This window comes from Pseudoalteromonas luteoviolacea (assembly GCF_001750165.1).
Lineage (GTDB): Bacteria > Pseudomonadota > Gammaproteobacteria > Enterobacterales > Alteromonadaceae > Pseudoalteromonas > Pseudoalteromonas luteoviolacea_G.
The window spans coordinates 3,623,898-3,639,834 of sequence record NZ_CP015411.1; the positions used below are offsets into that span (position 1 = coordinate 3,623,898).

Below are 15,937 nucleotides of genomic sequence, written 5' to 3' on the forward strand. Positions count from 1 at the left end.
AATTTAAAGGGGGTATGGATGTGGTTTGATAACAAACAAGCCGTACAAGAAGCGTATAAATTTATTAAATTTTTACTTCGAAAAAAGTCGATTACTGATCACAGAATTGACACAGAAGCACTGGTTCAAGAGACATTGTTAAAAGTGATAAAAGCGACAAAGCAAGAGATTAACGATAACTCAGAAAAAGATACTCAAAAGTTGAATACACAGAGTGATTTTAATCATGTTTTAAAGGCTTACACATATAAAGCATTTGAAAGCGTCTATTTAGATATGGGTAGCAACGTTACGTACAGAAGAAAATCAGCTTCTGAGCAGGCCAAAGCACCCGATGAGGGGCGCTCAGTGCAAATCGTTCACTTGTATGAGAGCAATAGCACTTCAGAGGGCTCAAGTAGCAATATGTATGAACTGATGCCCAGTGATCAACCATCGCCCGATCAGGTAACAAAAATGGATAAAAATGCACGTTTATTCATCAACCTGTTACTAGAAACAATTGCGCAAGAAGAAGATAAACAAAAGCAGGCACTATTTTATGACTTTTTTTCACTGTCTTTTCGCCAAAATACTCTTACTCAAAAGCAGCTGGGTGAGCGGCATGGATTCAAAGGAAACGCCGCAATCACCTATATTTCCAGATTTGTTAATAAACTATCAAAACGCGTTGAAGAATCCGGATTGAACCTCGAGTTAGGAAATAATCCACAAACAGACTTCGACATATACTTTCTCACTCACAGCAATAAATTTAATGAGACGATATCAGTATGAATAAGGTTAAGATCACAGACAAGGTATTAGAGTCGCTTGAAGATCACCTCATTGCCAAATCAATTACGGAGTTTGAGCACGAGGAAGATCACGCACTTACTCCTAAAGAAATCGCAATTGTAGAGCGGATCTACAACCAACATAAATCTGCAGAGCAAATTTCTGAAATACTCGATTTTGAAATTCCACTTTTAGCAGCAAGCCCAGACCTAACGTCCTTAGACAAACCCTGGTGGGACTTTGATACGATTATCAATGACACATTTCAGCTAGCCGTTTTCAGCTCTTACGGGCAAGATCTGAGTGAGGAAGTGGACTTTGAGTTGAATCCATTGAAAGGGAAAGAGCGTGAGTTCAATGATTACTTTGATACATTCAGAGGAACAAAACAAGGTATCAGAATTTACTGGGCAAAAAATAGAAGACAAGTCGTGATGGAAGGTGAGCTTGTGCACTCGTATGAAGGCGATTGTGTAAGTGGTCATGGCAAAATTATATCTAGCGAATACTTTGGTGCGGGACACTTTAAATTAATGCTAGAGTTCTTTTCACTACCCAATTAAAAGGGATTGTTGGGAAACTGAATCGAACATACTGACTCAAATAATTCAAACTGGCTGTGAATTAACGAATCAACGGGTCTCACCCGTTGATTATTCACATACCTAGATCTTATGTGCTCACGATTTTTCAAGGCGAGTGTATGTCACTTAGTATTTCGCACAGTGATTAGCTGAATAACTTTCTTATATGAAGAAATTGAGTAAGCATACTTAAACATCTTTTAAAAGTATCTAACATTATGCGATTTTGGATAATTTCAAAGTGGTGCCCGGGGCCGGACTTGAACCGGCACGCTGTTACCAGCGAGGGATTTTAAATCCCTTGTGTCTACCAATTCCACCACCCGGGCATCGGATGTCTACGTAAGTAGATTATGTGGAGATAAATGGAGGCGGAACCCGGAGTCGAACCGAGGTAGACGGATTTGCAATCCGCTGCATGGCCACTCTGCCATTCCGCCATACTCTAAAAAGAGTTGGAGCGAGTAACGAGGTTCGAACTCGTGACCTCGACCTTGGCAAGGTCGCGCTCTACCAGCTGAGCTATACTCGCATATTCACTTATAAATAAGTGGTGCCCGGGGCCGGACTTGAACCGGCACGCTGTTACCAGCGAGGGATTTTAAATCCCTTGTGTCTACCAATTCCACCACCCGGGCATCGGGTTTTGCAAAAGCCAACCTTAAAATAAAGTTGGAGCGAGTAACGAGGTTCGAACTCGTGACCTCGACCTTGGCAAGGTCGCGCTCTACCAGCTGAGCTATACTCGCACAATAAATGGTGCCCGGGGCCGGACTTGAACCGGCACGCTGTTACCAGCGAGGGATTTTAAATCCCTTGTGTCTACCAATTCCACCACCCGGGCATCGGGCTGCTTTCGCATGTGGATTATATTGAGAAATGGAGGCGGAACCCGGAGTCGAACCGAGGTAGACGGATTTGCAATCCGCTGCATGGCCACTCTGCCATTCCGCCGCTAATCCAGTATCAAAAATTGGAGCGAGTAACGAGGTTCGAACTCGTGACCTCGACCTTGGCAAGGTCGCGCTCTACCAGCTGAGCTATACTCGCAACATAAACTTAAGCAACTTAATGTGCTTTAGCTACATTTCGTTTTGATGACTGTTGTCTCTCAACACGGACGCATTCTACAGAACTTCTTGATTGCGTCAATATAAAAAATGAATGTTTTTAACTGTTTGCTTATTTTTTATCTAAACCGTACTGTAATTGCTCAATCTCAATTAAGATTTGAGCAATTCACCCTTCGCAGCGACCAAATATTGCAGCATAGAAACAATTGTCAGTACCGTCGCTGTCGCCAATAGAATATAACTCAGCATCAGCATCCAAGGCGAAAACTGCCAAATAAGACCAATGATCGCAAGCATTTGAGCTGCGGTTTTAAACTTTCCCAAAGAAGAGACTGCTACACTGGCCCTCTTACCAAGACCTGCCATCCACTCTCTTAATGCCGAAATAACAATTTCACGGCTGATAATCACAACCGCTGCAAATGTAATCCACACATTTTGATAATGAGCAGCAATCATAACCAGTGCAACACTCACCATCACTTTATCAGCAACAGGATCAAGAAATGCACCAAAAGGCGTGGATTGATTTAGCTTACGAGCCAAATATCCATCCAATATATCCGTTACGGATGCCAGCCAGAAAATAAATGCCGCAGCAAAAAACGCCCATGAATAAGGTAAATAAAATACCACAGCAAAGACGGGGATAAGAAACAACCTAAATGTTGTTAACGTATTTGGAATATTCCACATAACTACTTAAAGAATTCTTTTTTTATATGTTCGCATGAAGTATCAAGCTTTGTCATGCAAATGGTTAAATATCTTTTCAGCCAACTGCGGACTGATCCCAGGCACTTGCCCTAATTGTTGTATATTGGCGGATTTAACGCCTTGTAATCCTCCTAAGTACTTTAATAGGGCCTGTCGCCGCTTATTACCTACACCGCCTATTTCTTCTAACACCGACTGAGTTCGCTGCTTCTGTCGCTTATTTCGATGACCTGCAATTGCAAAGCGATGCGACTCATCTCGAATATGCTGTATCAAATGCAACGCCGGTGAGTCACTGTCCAAATTAATGGTTTTGCGACCACCATCGAATAATAGCGTTTCTAAACCTGGTTTACGACTAGTGCCCTTGGCAACACCTATCAACATTGGCATTTTATCTAGTTTCCAATTTTCAAAAAACGCTTCAGCCCTTGCCAACTGTCCTTTACCACCGTCAATAAAAATAATATCCGGTACTTTTGACTCGTCAACGATCTTTGTATATCGCTTATGGAGCGCAAAATCCATCGCTGCATAATCATCTCCAGGCGTGATCCCAGTCACATTATAGCGACGATATTCTTTGGTATTGGGGCCTTGAGCATCAAATACAACACATGAAGCCACCGTATTTTCACCCATAGTATGACTGATATCGAAACATTCCATACGATGGATATCAACCAAGCCAACAGCTTCTTTCAACAGCGCATAGCGTTTACTTACCGCATCTTGCGCACTTTGTTTAACCATAATGCTATTTAATGCATTTTTTGTTGCCAGCGCTAAATAATTGGCTCGTTCCGCTCTAACATTTGAACGGACATGAACTTTACGCTTTGACAACTGGGTCAAGGCCTCTGTCAATTCTTTATGTTCAGATAACTCAAATGGCAATACTATGTCACTCGCTATCCGTGCATTTGAACCATTAGAGACATAATATTGGCCGATAAATGATGTTAAAATTTCATCTTCTGTGGAGTCCTTAGGGACTTTTGGAAAATAGGTCTTACTGCCTAAAATTTTATGGTCGCGGATCATCAACATATGTATCGCACATAGACCGTTGCGTTGAGCAAAGCCAATCACATCCATCTCCGCGAAATTACCTGCAACCGATTGCTGCTCCTGCATCTGCCTCAATAACGCTATTTGGTCTCGATATTTTGCGGCAGCTTCAAAGTTTAAAGCCATACTTGCACTTTCCATTTTTGCAACTAACGCTTCTATAACCAGATGAGACTTGCCACCTAAAAACTGTCTTACCAGTTCAACTTGTTCTGCGTATTCACTTTCTGTGACCTTATCAACGCAAGGCGCTGAACACCGCTTTAATTGATGCTGCAGACACGGGCGGCTACGCGCACGATAATATGCATCTTCACACTGGCGAACAGGAAAGATTTTTTGCATTAAGCGCAAGCTTTCAGACACCGCTGCACTGCTTGGGAAAGGACCATAATACTCACCTTTTTGCTTGCGGGCACCACGGTGAAAAGCAATTCTGGGATGTTTATGTTCGGTCAATAAAATGTATGGATATGACTTGTCGTCACGAAGCAAAATGTTATAGCGAGGCTGATATTTCTTAATTAAGTTATTTTCAAGCAATAGCGCTTCTGTCTCTGTATTTGTCAGCGTGACTTCAATATTGACTATATTACTAACTAGGACACGGGTTTTGCTGTCAGGGATATTTTTACGAAAGTAACTACTTACTCTCTTTTTTAAATTCTTTGCTTTACCAACATATATTACTTGGTGTTCATCATCATACATACGATAAACACCAGGCTCAGTAGATAACGTTTTTAAAAACGATTTGTGATCAAATTCAGCCATTAAAATGGTTTTGACTAACGAGAACTATCAATATCAATCATTTTATGACGAATCGCCAAGTGAGTCAGCTCAACATCACCACTTACGTCCAATTTTTCGAACATTCTGTATCTGTAACTATTAACAGTTTTAGAGCTTAAGTTGAGCCTCTCGGCAATATCTTGCGCCTTTTCACCCTTAGTGATCATCAGCATGATTTGCAATTCTCGATCAGATAATGATTGAAAAGGATTTTCATCAACTTTACCACTGAACTGAGCCAAAGCAATTTGCTGTGCTATCTCAGGTGCAATATAACGCTGACCAGAATTCACTGAACGGATAGCATTGATCATTTCATCCGGTCCGGCACTTTTCGTTAAATAACCATGAGCTCCAATTTGCATCACTTTACTTGGAAACGGATCTTCACAGTGCACTGTCAAAACAATCACTTTAACATCAGGACAGTAGCGGCAGATCTTTTTCGTTGCTTCCAATCCGCCGATCCCCGGCATATTCATGTCCATTAATACGATATCAGGTTCACTCTGACGGCAAAAAGTAACCGCCTCTTCCCCAGTTTTAGCCTCTCCGACCACCTTGAAACCACGCACATCATCTAAAATGCGTTTGATCCCAGTCCTTACAAGTTCATGATCATCAACTAAAAGTACGTTAATCAATGGAACATCCTCACGCTAGCCCTTGGTAAAAAATCTATTCGATTTGCTTTGCGAGATTAACATATAATTTCACAAAGCATAATCAGTTACATCACACCAACCTAGCAATATACGACTATATTACTAGGTTTTATGGCCTATTCTCCTTTTTCAGAGAATCGGTTTACCCACAGTGCGATCACACCATCACCGGTGACATTACATGCCGTACCGAAGCTATCTTGCGCAAGGTAAAGTGCTATCATCAGAGCAATTGCACTTTCATCGAAGCCAAGCATGGAAGTTAACAAGCCCAATGCAGACATAACCGCACCACCAGGTGCACCTGGTGCAGCAATCATCACAATACCTAACATAAAGATAAATGGTAACATTTCCAGTAACGACGGAATTGCCATCGTTGGTGATAAGAACATTACCGCCATGGCACAAGTCACAATTGTAATCGTCGAACCGGATAAATGAATTGTAGCACATAAAGGAACGGAAAAGTTTGCAACTTCTTCTGAAACACCATTTGCTTTACTCGCTCGCAAAGAAACGGGAATAGTTGCCGCACTAGACATGGTACCAATTGCTGTAAAATAGGCTGGTAGCATATTTTTCACTAATTCTAACGGACTTCGTTTGAGCATTAGCCCCGTTACAATAAATAATGTTGTTAACCATAACCAATGCATACCTACCGCTGCGACTAAGACCACACCAAATGTACTTAATGTATCAACAACCGTGCCAGCAACGGCCATCTCAGCGAAAACACCTGCAATGTAAAACGGCAATGCCGGAATAATAACTTTGGCAAGCAGCGCATCGATTACATCTCTGCCTTGATCTACCACATCTTTGAGCTGACCCAAGTTAAGTTGACTAATACCAATACCAAAAATAAATGCAGCAGCTAAAGCCGTCATTACACTCATAATTGGTGGGATCTCTAACTGAATATACCCTTTTAACTCTGCACCTTTAGATGCTTCATATGCAACACTCCCTTCAAAGAAACCCGTTGCGAATAAAACGAGTAATACAGCGAGTGTACCTGCAATGACCGTAGAGCTATATGCAAAACCAACCGTCTTACCTAAAAGATGCCCCGATGTTTTAGGTAAACCGGCAATGCCTGATGCGATGAAAAATAAGATAATCAGAGGAATAGTGAAGCTTATTAGTTGGCCTATAATTACTTTCGCTGTATACAGCAGCTCAGTCAGACCTAAAGGCAAGTACAAACCTGCCAAGATACCGCCGAGGATACCGGCGACGAGTTTTATTATTAGAGACATAGTTTGCTCGATTTACTTTTAAACTAACGCCCTTTTTATCATGTTTTTACCTCTTAGGTATACAAATTCGATACTTTACCTTCAGTCTATTCAACTAATTTCACCCGATATTAACGCAGTTCAACGAGAATGAATTGTTGCTTCTATACTATTATTATTAAATTAACACCCTAAAGTTCCTGCGAAAAATGACTTATCATGTTTAGAAGTACCAGTCTTATATGTGCGCTGCTTTTGTCATTAAAAGCGACAGCATCAACCAACGCAATTGAAATCCCTTTTATTGCTCAAGAAGCATCAATTGATGGCAAACTCAATGAGCCTGTGTGGCGATCAGCAAAAGAAATTATAGTAGACAACGTATCATGGCCCTATGACAACACTAAAAGTCCAGTACAAACCAAGGCATTAGTGTACGAGAATGGTGATGCCTTGTTTGTCGCCTTTATCGCTTCAGACGCCAATCCAAATGACATTCGAGCACATTACAGAGATAGAGACAAAATCTGGAATGATGACCTAGTAGGAATAAAAATTGACTCGCTCAACACCAGCCAGAATGCTTACCAGTTTTTTATTAATCCACTCGGTGTGCAAATGGACTCGATTGAGAATGAGTTAACAAAAAACGAAAACACATCATGGAATGGGATTTGGTCAAGCAAAGGAAAAATCACAGACGATGGCTACAGAGTTGAAGTAAAAATCCCATTGCGCGTTTTGAATTTTAGTGACTCGCCGGGACGAAAAAAAATGGCGATGGAGTTTTTGCGCTTTTTACCAAGAAGTGAGCGTCTGCGTATTTCAAATATGCAATTAGACCACAACAATAGTTGTTGGATATGCCAAATGCCCGCAGTCAGTGGATTTGAAAGCGCCAAACAAAATAGTAACCTCACTATCACCCCCGCTCTTGCCATAGCACATACGCAAACGCGTGACATTGATGGGGCAGTCGTGCCGGATTTTGAAAGTGACACGAATTATGAACCAGGCTTAGATGTTAAATGGGCCGTAACCCCAGACACTACCTTGAACCTCACACTCAACCCCGACTTCTCTCAAGTTGAAGCTGACACAGGTCAGCTTAGTGTAAACAACAGTTTCAGTTTGTTCTTCCCAGAAAAGCGCGCTTTCTTTTTGGAGAACAGCGACTATTTTTCATCTCATTTAAACCTCACCCACACCCGAAACGTGTCAGCACCCGATTATGGTGTAAAAGCCACCAGCAGCCAAAACGGCCATACGTTTGCAGGGTTCATAGCCAATGACGATGCGACACATGTACTCATACCAGGTAATTTAGGTTCTAGTATTGTATCTCTCGAGCAGAAAAGTGAAAACGCCGCTTTTAGATACCGTTATGATGCTGGCGATGAGTTTTCCATTGGGGCGACAAGCACATTGAGGCAAAGTGAGGATTATCAAAATAAGGTGCTTAGTATCGACTCTAAATACCGTCCAACCAAGCATGATACCGTCAAGCTACAAGCTATTACGACCCACACTGAATATGACCGACACTTTATAGATGAACTGTGTGATGGTGATCCAATAGACACATGTGACATAGACGAAAGTGTTTTACGCATCCAAAATCAAGATGAGCAAACTGGTGTAGGGTATTACGCCAGCTATGAACACAACCGTAAACATTGGCGTGCATTTGGCTCATATCGCAACTATGACGCAGCAATGCGCGCTGATCTGGGCTTTGTGTCTCAAGTGGACTTCAATAAATTTGTTACTGGCTTTGAATATCGTTGGTATGGAGACGAAAATAATTGGTGGAATCGAGCGAATTGGTACAGTGACTGGGATATTACCCACAATGAAGACGGAGAATTACTAGAAAAAGAAGTACAGTCTAACTTCAAAGTACAAGGTCCGTTGCAAAGTACCATCCAATTTGGATTTGACCACAGAAAGCGCACAGGACAACGCCATGATGAATCACTGCTTAATATCGATGGCAATACCGATATGTTTACTGAGAACTTTCAGTGGATGTATTTAGAGATGAAGCCCAAAGCAGGTGTATTTGCAGGCCTGACACTTAACACAGGTAATAAATTGGATATTACAAATAATCGGTTGGGTCAACGATACATTGTCAAACCTACGCTCGATTTCAATTTGGGTCGGCACTTTGAAGTCAAACTGCGCCACACCTATGAACGATTAGAGCACGAAGGCGATAATGTCTACACTGCTAATTTATCTGATGCCAGATTCACTTATCAATTTGGTATCAATAGCTATGTGAGATTAGCCTTGATCAATTTAGATATAGAGCGCAATCAGCAAAAGTATATGGACGACGTGGACAGCCAATACAAAAAACTAAGTACACAATTATTGTATGCATATAAGCTTAATCCAGAAACCGTGCTATTTGTTGGGTACTCTGACAGCGGCTACAAAGATGATGACCTGAGCAATATCACCAAGGACAATAAAACCTTCTTTGCCAAATTTAGCTATGCGTGGCTGCGTTAAATTCACAAGCTCTTAATTACTCATAGTAATTAAGAGCTTGTTTTTTATTCGTTATAGCTATAAGCTTTTTTAATATATCTTATAGCCATTCTTTACTTCTTGTTTTGCTATATGACCAGTAAAGTGTGGCTATATTAAATATTATGAATAGTCCTAAGCTCAATTCAAGGGAACATTATGTCTAAAGTATTTTCAGATAACAGCCTAGCAATAGGCCAAACACCAATCGTTAAACTTAACCGTGTGACGGGTGGTAACGTATTTGCAAAAGTTGAATCACGCAACCCAAGCTTCAGCGTTAAATGCCGTATCGGCGCTTCTATGATTTGGGAAGCTGAAAAACAAGGTTTACTTGGTGAAGGTAAAGAACTAATCGAGCCAACTTCTGGTAACACAGGTATCGCGCTGGCTTTTGTTGCTGCATCTCGCGGTTACAAACTTACATTAACTATGCCAAATACGATGAGCCTTGAGCGTCGTAAACTTCTTAAAGCATTAGGCGCAAATTTAGTGCTTACTGAAGGCGCTAAAGGCATGAAAGGCGCAATCGAGAAAGCAAATGAAATTCTAGCTAGCGACCCTGAAAAGTACGTACTTTTACAACAGTTTGAAAACCCAGCTAACCCGAAAATTCACTTCGAAACAACAGGTCCTGAAATCTTTGATGCGCTAGAGGGCAATATCGACTATTTCGTAGCTGGTGTTGGTACTGGCGGTACTATTTCAGGTGTTAGCCGTTTCTTGAAAACAGAAAAAGGCTTAGACGTTAAATCAATCGCTGTAGAGCCTAGTGATTCACCTGTTATTTCACAAACACTAGCGGGTGAAGAAGTAAAACCAGGTCCTCACAAGATCCAAGGTATCGGTGCCGGCTTCATCCCAGGCAACCTAGATTTAGAACTGATTGATGGCGCTGAGCTAGTATCTAACGAAGATGCTATTGCTATGGCACATCAATTAATGAAAGATGAAGGTATCCTAGTTGGTATTTCATCTGGTGCGGCGGTTGTTGCTGCAAAGCGTATTGCTGAAAGACCAGAAAATGCTGATAAAAACATCGTGGTAATTTTACCAAGTGCAACTGAGCGTTACCTATCAAGCCCAATGTTTGCTGATGAATTCAGCGAACAAGAGCTAGTTCAGTAAGAAAAATATAAATCAAAAAGCCAGCAACTTGCTGGCTTTTTTGTCTTGCCACATTCTCTTTCACCTTTCTCAAGATTCTGACTAGACTAAGTAAATAAAACAAACAGTCATTCGACTAGGAACACTATCTCTTGAGCACTGCCTGTAAACATCAAGAGATGATATTAGCGTTATAAAGAAATTGTATCAGCGGTTTTAAATCAGCTATATCTCGATTTATCATATTTTCCGCTCACATACCCAAACCGAAGTAACGCAGTTTATATGAATAGGATTTAGTCACATGAAATTTGTAATGAGCCTGATCATTGGCTACTTCATTCTGTTTTCAGCAATTGCCAGTGCTAGCTTACAAGTTGGCTTTTTTAAGTCTGGTCAATATCAAATGATCATCGGAGAGCCACACAAAAATGGCTACTTATTTAGTAAAAACCCCACTAAAGAACAATTGCACCTTGTCACCCTAGACTGGCCACCGTATATCGGCGACCAACTCTGTAATAAAGGATGGGTCTTTCAATTCACTATCTCACTATTAATCGATCAAGGTTATCCCGTTTATGTCGAGTTTTTACCTTGGGCTCGTGCGGTGAAGGCCGCCGAATCAGGCCAAGCTGATATATTGTTCCCTGAATACTTTATTGAAGATGCTTCTCCTTCTGATAACTTCCCAGGTAAAACAAGAAGGGAATTATTGGCATTATCGAATGCCTACCCTGGTGGTGAAATTGGTTTTCTTAAACGTCGAGGTGAGCGAGATAAATTTGAAGGCAACTTAAACGACCTTAAAGGCACCACGATTGGCGTTGTCAGAGGATACCAAAATACGCCAGAGTTTGATGCTATGATGGACAATGACGAATTTGTGATTGTTAAAGCCGTCGATGATTTACAATTAGTTAAACTTTTAGTCGGCAAACGGGTAGATCTGATCATCGGCGATCCAAAAGTATTGCGATTTACCGTCAGTTATTCAAACCTGTCTAAGTCTGAAAAAGTGACGCTGCTACGCGCACTTGAAGACGTTGAGCCTGCACTTCGATACAACAACCTGTTTTTTGCGTTAAGTAAAAAGAAACAAACTTGGCGCAGTGTTCTAAACGATATCAACAAGGGGCTATACATCTTTAATAACAGCGGTGAAACCGAGCGTATTATTGAAATGGGCAGCTCAGAGTGCTACTAACAAAAAAAGCGGCATACTGCCGCTTCAATTGTTTGTTCAAGCCGATTAAATATATCCGCTATACATAGCCGAGGTACTCATCTTAGAACTAGTTAATACCGATATATTTGTGTACCTGAATTGATAGTCGCCAATTTTTCTTAACGCATGTATCTATGGCTAACTTAGTCGCCTTCGCCTTTTGGCTGATCGGCTGCAAATAAATCAACTTAGGTCTTACACCTGTTTGTTCAAACAAGACTTCAAGCTCATCAATGTGCTTTTGCATGGCAACTGGGTGTTTTATCTCATCCGCTCTTTGCATGGCCGATGTCAGTACGTCATATCCACCACGCATATTAATCTTAGGTGAAACCGTCACCCAAGTTTCTTTCGGTACCAAAATTTCAAACGTGCCACTCGTCTCGACCTGTGTAGTGTATCCTGCCTCATGTAGTGAGTTACACAGATCATTCAAGTCATACATACAGGGCTCGCCACCTGTGATGACAATATGTTTAGCGGTATAGTTGCGCTCCTCGAAAATAGCGATTATTTCTTGCGGTGTTGCATTGGCCCACCACTCTGAGTCAGCCTTTTTCTCAACTGTTTTATCCAAGCTTACCAAATATGTTGGGTTCACATCCCAAGTCTGCTTTGTATCACACCAAGCACAGCCCACAGGGCAACCTTGTAAGCGAACAAAAATAGAGGGGGTACCCGTAAAGCTTGCTTCACCTTGGATGGTTTCAAAAACTTCATTAATCTTGTACAAAACAGCTCCAAACTACTCAATATATTTTGCGAAAATAACCTGCTAAAATTGTCATTTTTTCAGCGGCCGTGTAGTATATCGCGCCCTGAAGCAAACCTCTATTAAAATCGAGGCAAAACCTGAGGCATTTATCCGAGGTATCTCTAATGAGCGAAAAAGTCGTTGTTATCTATTCTGGTGGCATGGATTCTTACACCGTGCTAAACAAAGCCCTACAAGAGGGTCATGAAGTCTATGCGCTGTCTTTCAACTATGGACAACGACATGTCAAAGAACTAGAAGTCGCTAAAAATGTCTGTGACAGTTTAAACGTAGCACATAAAATTGTTGATATATCCGCAATCAATCAGCTTCTTGCTGGTTCATCGCTAACCGATGACATCGAAGTACCGGAAGGTCACTACGAAGAAGAAAGCATGAAGAGCACCATAGTGCCTAATCGCAATATGATTTTGCTTTCACTGGCAGTTGGCTATGCCGTCTCTTTAAAAGCCAATAAAGTATTTTATGGTGCACATTCAGGTGACCACGCTATCTATCCAGATTGTAGACCTGAGTTTGTGAAAAAAATGGACGACGTATGCCGCATTGCCAATTATGATGAAGTCGCAATCGTATGCCCTTATTTAAATAACACCAAAATAGATATCTTAACCGACGGTCTAAAGATGGGCTTAGACTACAGCCATACATGGACCTGTTATAACGGCCGCGAAAAAGCCTGTGGTAAATGTGGTGCTTGCCAAGAGCGCTTGGAAGCATTTGAACTCAACAATGCAACAGACCCGCTACCATACGAATAGTTCTGAATTTGCTATACCCTAATTCTTAATGGGTATAGCAAAACACCCCCTTTCCTTTCTTCTCTTTCACTTTCTCTTACATTTAATCTGACACTTGTCACTATACTCAACACAAATATCAACTATGATTAAAGCAAATCAAGTTAAGGAGATTGGTCTTATGTCTGGTACTACTATGGTATTTTTGATCGTGCTTGTAAGTGTAGGCTTCGGCGTAATAAGTGATTTATACAGTAAGTATTTACAAGCCAAAAAACAAAGCGGTATCAACAAGCAAGAAAGCGATCAGCTCAAAACGGAAATCGCGCATTTAAAAGAGCGTGTTGCAGTACTAGAAAGCATTGTAACGGACGAGGGCTATCAGGTAGATAAAAAAATTAAAAGCCTTTAATCCACAGTACGCCAGCAATATTGCTGGCGCAATGTAAACACCGCTTTATTCTTTAGACAGGTTAGGTACACCAAAAAGTATTTTAACTGGACCAGAGCGCTTTATTATCTCAAACCCCACATAGCACCCCATTACCGTGAACAAAACAATCAGTATTCCTTCCCAAATGATTGAAAGACTGTAGGGCTTAAGCCAAACAGCAGCAATCATAATGAATGTTTGGTGTAGTATATACCAAGGCAACATAGCCCCTGTTGCATACGCTAACTTACCACTAGGCTTATTCAAATACTTTGCACCGTAGCCAATCAGCATCAATATCCATGCCCAGTGATTGATACTGAATATCACGCCATACACGCTTTTTACCCATACACTCTTATCAAAATACTGCGCAAGCCCATAGAAATACCCATGTTTATCAAAAATAATTAAGCTATATCCCAATAAGGCAAGTATCAACCAAGTATGCCGCTGCGCAATCACATTAGCTTTAAGTCGAGGCAATTGCGCAAAGCCGTATCCTGAAAAAAAGACGAAAAAGTACTTCCCATGATTATACCAGTCATCAAGCAATGCATGTGTTGAAGGGAAATTAGCGCGCAGACTGATCCAGATACAAAAAGTAAAGCTGACCACAAGCACAAATACAAACGCTGGCGATAATCGTGTTACATATGACTGAAAGAAATGGTGAACGGGAAGCAGTTTAAAGATCAGTAACAAACAGACGCAATATGTCCATAAATAAGCTAAAAACCACAGGTGATTCCATGTTAATAACCCGATGATAGATTGATATTCAGGTAACAGTAACGTATTGGGGTTGATATACGCTAACCAAAACTCAATAAATGTCATATCTACCAGCCCCTTGCCAGACGCTTCTAGATACAATTGCGGCGCAACCACGATATACATGGAAAATACCAGCGGTATAAACAGGCGAATAAACTTCGCCTTGAATAAGGCCCAAGTAGACATCTTTTGTTCGCAGTAAGCAAATACAATCCCCGAAATAAAGAACAGTAAAGACATGCGCCAAGGGTTAGTTAGCAACATCACATCTTGTAATAACACAGAAGTGTTCGCGCTTTTAATATGAAACGCCCACCCTTCTACATAATACATCCCGACATGATATAAAATGAGTACTGCAAACGCCCATGCTCTTACCCAGTCTAAATACCATTGCCGAGAAAAATTCGACTCAATCATGCGTCCCCCGATTACATTAAGGTGTATATATGTTTAAATAATGCTCGAAGTAAATCATCTAGCTTATTGAAATGCATAAATATAGTGATAAGCGGTGGGGATCAGGGATAAGCTGGGATGTCGATAACAAAAATCATAAAGCAACATACAACTTGGTGTGGTTATGCCGCCATTGTGCTCTATGTTTTGATTAACAACACCATCAATGCGTTCTCAAGTTGGACAGAACACAACAGAAATGGCTCACCAACCATCCAACTCTGGGAGCCCTTTGTTTGGCAATACTCAAGCGCCCTGTCATTATTCTTATTGCTGCCCGCCCTATTTATTGTATTTAAGCGACTTCCTCCATGTGCGAATGGGCTTTTGAACCAACTGATTATGCACATAGGTCTCTCTTTTTTATTTTCTACCTGTCATGTGCTGCTTATGGTCTTATACCGACACGGCGTATATGCCTTAGTGGGGAAAAACTATGACTTTGGAAATTACGCCACTGAGTTTTTTTACGAATATCGTAAAGATGCACTTACTTACATCAGTCTCCTAGCCTGTTACCACTGCGCAAAATGGATAACTAGGACACGACTACACACTCTGGAACAGCAAGAAACCACAGTACCAATCACGCAATTTATCGTTAAAAAACAAGGTAGCGAATACCAAGTCAAAGTAGCTGATATCGAGTGGTATGAAGCGTGTGGTAACTACGTTAATTTGCATAGCCGAGGCCGAGTTTACCCATTGAGACACACACTAAACCGCCTATGCTCCGAATTAGAAGATAGACATGTAACACGCGTCCATCGTAGTTTTGCTATCAATAACCAAGTCATCGAGTCGGTGCGCTATACATCTAGTGGCGATGGCGTCATCACCTTAATTTTAGGGGATGAAATTAATTTATCAAGACGATATAAGGAGGAATTTAGAAAAGCATACAAAGCAACTCTGTAGAAAAATAATACCATATTCCAAATATAAACAATCTGG

Annotated in this window: 14 protein-coding genes and 8 tRNA genes; 8 read left to right on the forward strand and 14 right to left on the reverse strand. The window is 41.1% G+C overall.

All coding sequences use genetic code 11. The annotated features are described in order from the left end of the window. The first annotated feature begins 18 nt into the window (after positions 1–18). On the forward strand, positions 19–777 hold the full coding sequence (locus S4054249_RS15295) for a hypothetical protein (protein ID WP_046358463.1): 759 nt from the start codon (positions 19–21) through the stop codon (positions 775–777). Beyond that, entirely contained in the window at positions 774–1,340 is a 567-nt protein-coding gene (locus S4054249_RS15300; protein WP_046358464.1) for a hypothetical protein, read from the forward strand. Before S4054249_RS15295 ends, S4054249_RS15300 begins: the two co-directional genes overlap by 4 nt. Positions 1,341–1,603: 263 nt before the next feature. Here S4054249_RS15300 and S4054249_RS15305 read toward each other — a convergent pair. The 12 genes from S4054249_RS15305 to S4054249_RS15360 all read right to left on the reverse strand — a co-directional run bounded on the left by S4054249_RS15305 (position 1,604) and on the right by S4054249_RS15360 (position 6,947). After that, positions 1,604–1,690: transfer RNA gene (locus S4054249_RS15305), tRNA-Leu, on the reverse strand. A gap of 37 nt (positions 1,691–1,727) precedes the next feature. Then, a tRNA-Cys gene (locus S4054249_RS15310) sits at positions 1,728–1,801 on the reverse strand. 16 nt (positions 1,802–1,817) lie between these two features. After that, a tRNA-Gly gene (locus S4054249_RS15315) sits at positions 1,818–1,893 on the reverse strand. Positions 1,894–1,912: 19 nt separating this feature from the next. Then, positions 1,913–1,999 (reverse strand) — tRNA-Leu (locus S4054249_RS15320). Between the two features lie 35 nt (positions 2,000–2,034). Further along, positions 2,035–2,110, reverse strand: a tRNA-Gly gene (locus S4054249_RS15325). Positions 2,111–2,118: 8 nt separating this feature from the next. After that, positions 2,119–2,205: transfer RNA gene (locus tag S4054249_RS15330), tRNA-Leu, on the reverse strand. A gap of 36 nt (positions 2,206–2,241) precedes the next feature. Further along, a tRNA-Cys gene (locus S4054249_RS15335) sits at positions 2,242–2,315 on the reverse strand. Positions 2,316–2,335: 20 nt separating this feature from the next. Beyond that, positions 2,336–2,411, reverse strand: a tRNA-Gly gene (locus S4054249_RS15340). 173 nt (positions 2,412–2,584) lie between these two features. Continuing rightward, positions 2,585–3,130 carry a CDP-diacylglycerol--glycerol-3-phosphate 3-phosphatidyltransferase gene (pgsA, locus tag S4054249_RS15345; RefSeq protein WP_046354816.1) on the reverse strand — a complete coding sequence of 182 codons (546 nt, stop codon included), beginning with the start codon at positions 3,128–3,130 and terminating at the stop codon, positions 2,585–2,587. 42 nt (positions 3,131–3,172) lie between these two features. Further along, on the reverse strand, positions 3,173–4,996 hold the full coding sequence (gene uvrC / locus S4054249_RS15350; protein ID WP_046354815.1) for an excinuclease ABC subunit UvrC: 1,824 nt from the start codon (positions 4,994–4,996) through the stop codon (positions 3,173–3,175). Positions 4,997–5,010: 14 nt separating this feature from the next. Then, positions 5,011–5,661 carry a UvrY/SirA/GacA family response regulator transcription factor gene (uvrY, locus tag S4054249_RS15355; RefSeq protein ID WP_039608761.1) on the reverse strand — a complete coding sequence of 217 codons (651 nt, stop codon included), beginning with the start codon at positions 5,659–5,661 and terminating at the stop codon, positions 5,011–5,013. A gap of 137 nt (positions 5,662–5,798) precedes the next feature. Then, the gene (locus tag S4054249_RS15360) at positions 5,799–6,947 is read right to left on the reverse strand and encodes a dicarboxylate/amino acid:cation symporter (RefSeq protein WP_046354814.1); all 1,149 of its coding nucleotides are present in this window, start codon (positions 6,945–6,947) and stop codon (positions 5,799–5,801) included. 198 nt (positions 6,948–7,145) lie between these two features. Between S4054249_RS15360 and S4054249_RS15365 the strand changes: the two genes are divergently transcribed. From S4054249_RS15365 to S4054249_RS15375, 3 genes are all read left to right on the forward strand, one after another. Next, complete coding sequence (locus S4054249_RS15365; RefSeq protein WP_046354813.1) at positions 7,146–9,446, forward strand: carbohydrate binding family 9 domain-containing protein; 2,301 nt, start codon at positions 7,146–7,148, stop codon at positions 9,444–9,446. Between the two features lie 177 nt (positions 9,447–9,623). Further along, positions 9,624–10,592 (forward strand): cysteine synthase A, encoded by a 969-nt coding sequence (gene cysK / locus S4054249_RS15370; protein WP_046354812.1) that lies wholly within the window; start codon positions 9,624–9,626, stop codon positions 10,590–10,592. A gap of 283 nt (positions 10,593–10,875) precedes the next feature. After that, positions 10,876–11,778, forward strand: coding sequence for a substrate-binding periplasmic protein (locus S4054249_RS15375; protein ID WP_145925035.1), 903 nt, complete (start codon positions 10,876–10,878; stop codon positions 11,776–11,778). An 88-nt stretch (positions 11,779–11,866) separates the two neighbouring features. On the opposite strand, the gene queE is transcribed toward S4054249_RS15375, so the two are convergent. Then, positions 11,867–12,532: a 7-carboxy-7-deazaguanine synthase QueE gene (queE, locus tag S4054249_RS15380; protein ID WP_046354811.1), complete on the reverse strand. Its 666-nt coding sequence runs from the start codon at positions 12,530–12,532 to the stop codon at positions 11,867–11,869. 146 nt (positions 12,533–12,678) lie between these two features. On the opposite strand from queE, the gene queC reads away from it, so the two are divergent. Together queC and S4054249_RS15390 are read left to right on the forward strand one after the other, a co-directional pair. Beyond that, positions 12,679–13,335 carry a 7-cyano-7-deazaguanine synthase QueC gene (gene queC / locus S4054249_RS15385; protein ID WP_046354810.1) on the forward strand — a complete coding sequence of 219 codons (657 nt, stop codon included), beginning with the start codon at positions 12,679–12,681 and terminating at the stop codon, positions 13,333–13,335. Positions 13,336–13,495: 160 nt separating this feature from the next. Continuing rightward, entirely contained in the window at positions 13,496–13,726 is a 231-nt protein-coding gene (locus S4054249_RS15390) for a hypothetical protein (protein WP_046354809.1), read from the forward strand. Between the two features lie 45 nt (positions 13,727–13,771). On the opposite strand, the gene S4054249_RS15395 is transcribed toward S4054249_RS15390, so the two are convergent. Continuing rightward, positions 13,772–14,944: an acyltransferase family protein gene (locus S4054249_RS15395; protein WP_052960867.1), complete on the reverse strand. Its 1,173-nt coding sequence runs from the start codon at positions 14,942–14,944 to the stop codon at positions 13,772–13,774. Positions 14,945–15,061: 117 nt separating this feature from the next. On the opposite strand from S4054249_RS15395, the gene S4054249_RS15400 reads away from it, so the two are divergent. Further along, positions 15,062–15,901 (forward strand): LytR/AlgR family response regulator transcription factor, encoded by an 840-nt coding sequence (locus S4054249_RS15400; RefSeq protein WP_046354807.1) that lies wholly within the window; start codon positions 15,062–15,064, stop codon positions 15,899–15,901. The last annotated feature ends 36 nt before the right edge of the window (positions 15,902–15,937 follow it).

Excerpts from the sequence above, each read along its gene's own strand:
- S4054249_RS15295 (WP_046358463.1), top strand. The coding sequence starts at position 19 with ATGTGGTTTGATAACAAACAAGCCGTACAAGAAGCGTATAAATTTATT.
- S4054249_RS15300 (WP_046358464.1), top strand. The coding sequence starts at position 774 with ATGAATAAGGTTAAGATCACAGACAAGGTATTAGAGTCGCTTGAAGAT.
- pgsA (WP_046354816.1), bottom strand. The coding sequence starts at position 3,130 with ATGTGGAATATTCCAAATACGTTAACAACATTTAGGTTGTTTCTTATC.
- uvrC (WP_046354815.1), bottom strand. The coding sequence starts at position 4,996 with ATGGCTGAATTTGATCACAAATCGTTTTTAAAAACGTTATCTACTGAG.
- S4054249_RS15360 (WP_046354814.1), bottom strand. The coding sequence starts at position 6,947 with ATGTCTCTAATAATAAAACTCGTCGCCGGTATCCTCGGCGGTATCTTG.
- S4054249_RS15365 (WP_046354813.1), top strand. The coding sequence starts at position 7,146 with ATGTTTAGAAGTACCAGTCTTATATGTGCGCTGCTTTTGTCATTAAAA.
- cysK (WP_046354812.1), top strand. The coding sequence starts at position 9,624 with ATGTCTAAAGTATTTTCAGATAACAGCCTAGCAATAGGCCAAACACCA.
- S4054249_RS15375 (WP_145925035.1), top strand. The coding sequence starts at position 10,876 with ATGAAATTTGTAATGAGCCTGATCATTGGCTACTTCATTCTGTTTTCA.
- queC (WP_046354810.1), top strand. The coding sequence starts at position 12,679 with ATGAGCGAAAAAGTCGTTGTTATCTATTCTGGTGGCATGGATTCTTAC.
- S4054249_RS15390 (WP_046354809.1), top strand. The coding sequence starts at position 13,496 with ATGTCTGGTACTACTATGGTATTTTTGATCGTGCTTGTAAGTGTAGGC.
- S4054249_RS15395 (WP_052960867.1), bottom strand. The coding sequence starts at position 14,944 with ATGATTGAGTCGAATTTTTCTCGGCAATGGTATTTAGACTGGGTAAGA.
- S4054249_RS15400 (WP_046354807.1), top strand. The coding sequence starts at position 15,062 with ATGTCGATAACAAAAATCATAAAGCAACATACAACTTGGTGTGGTTAT.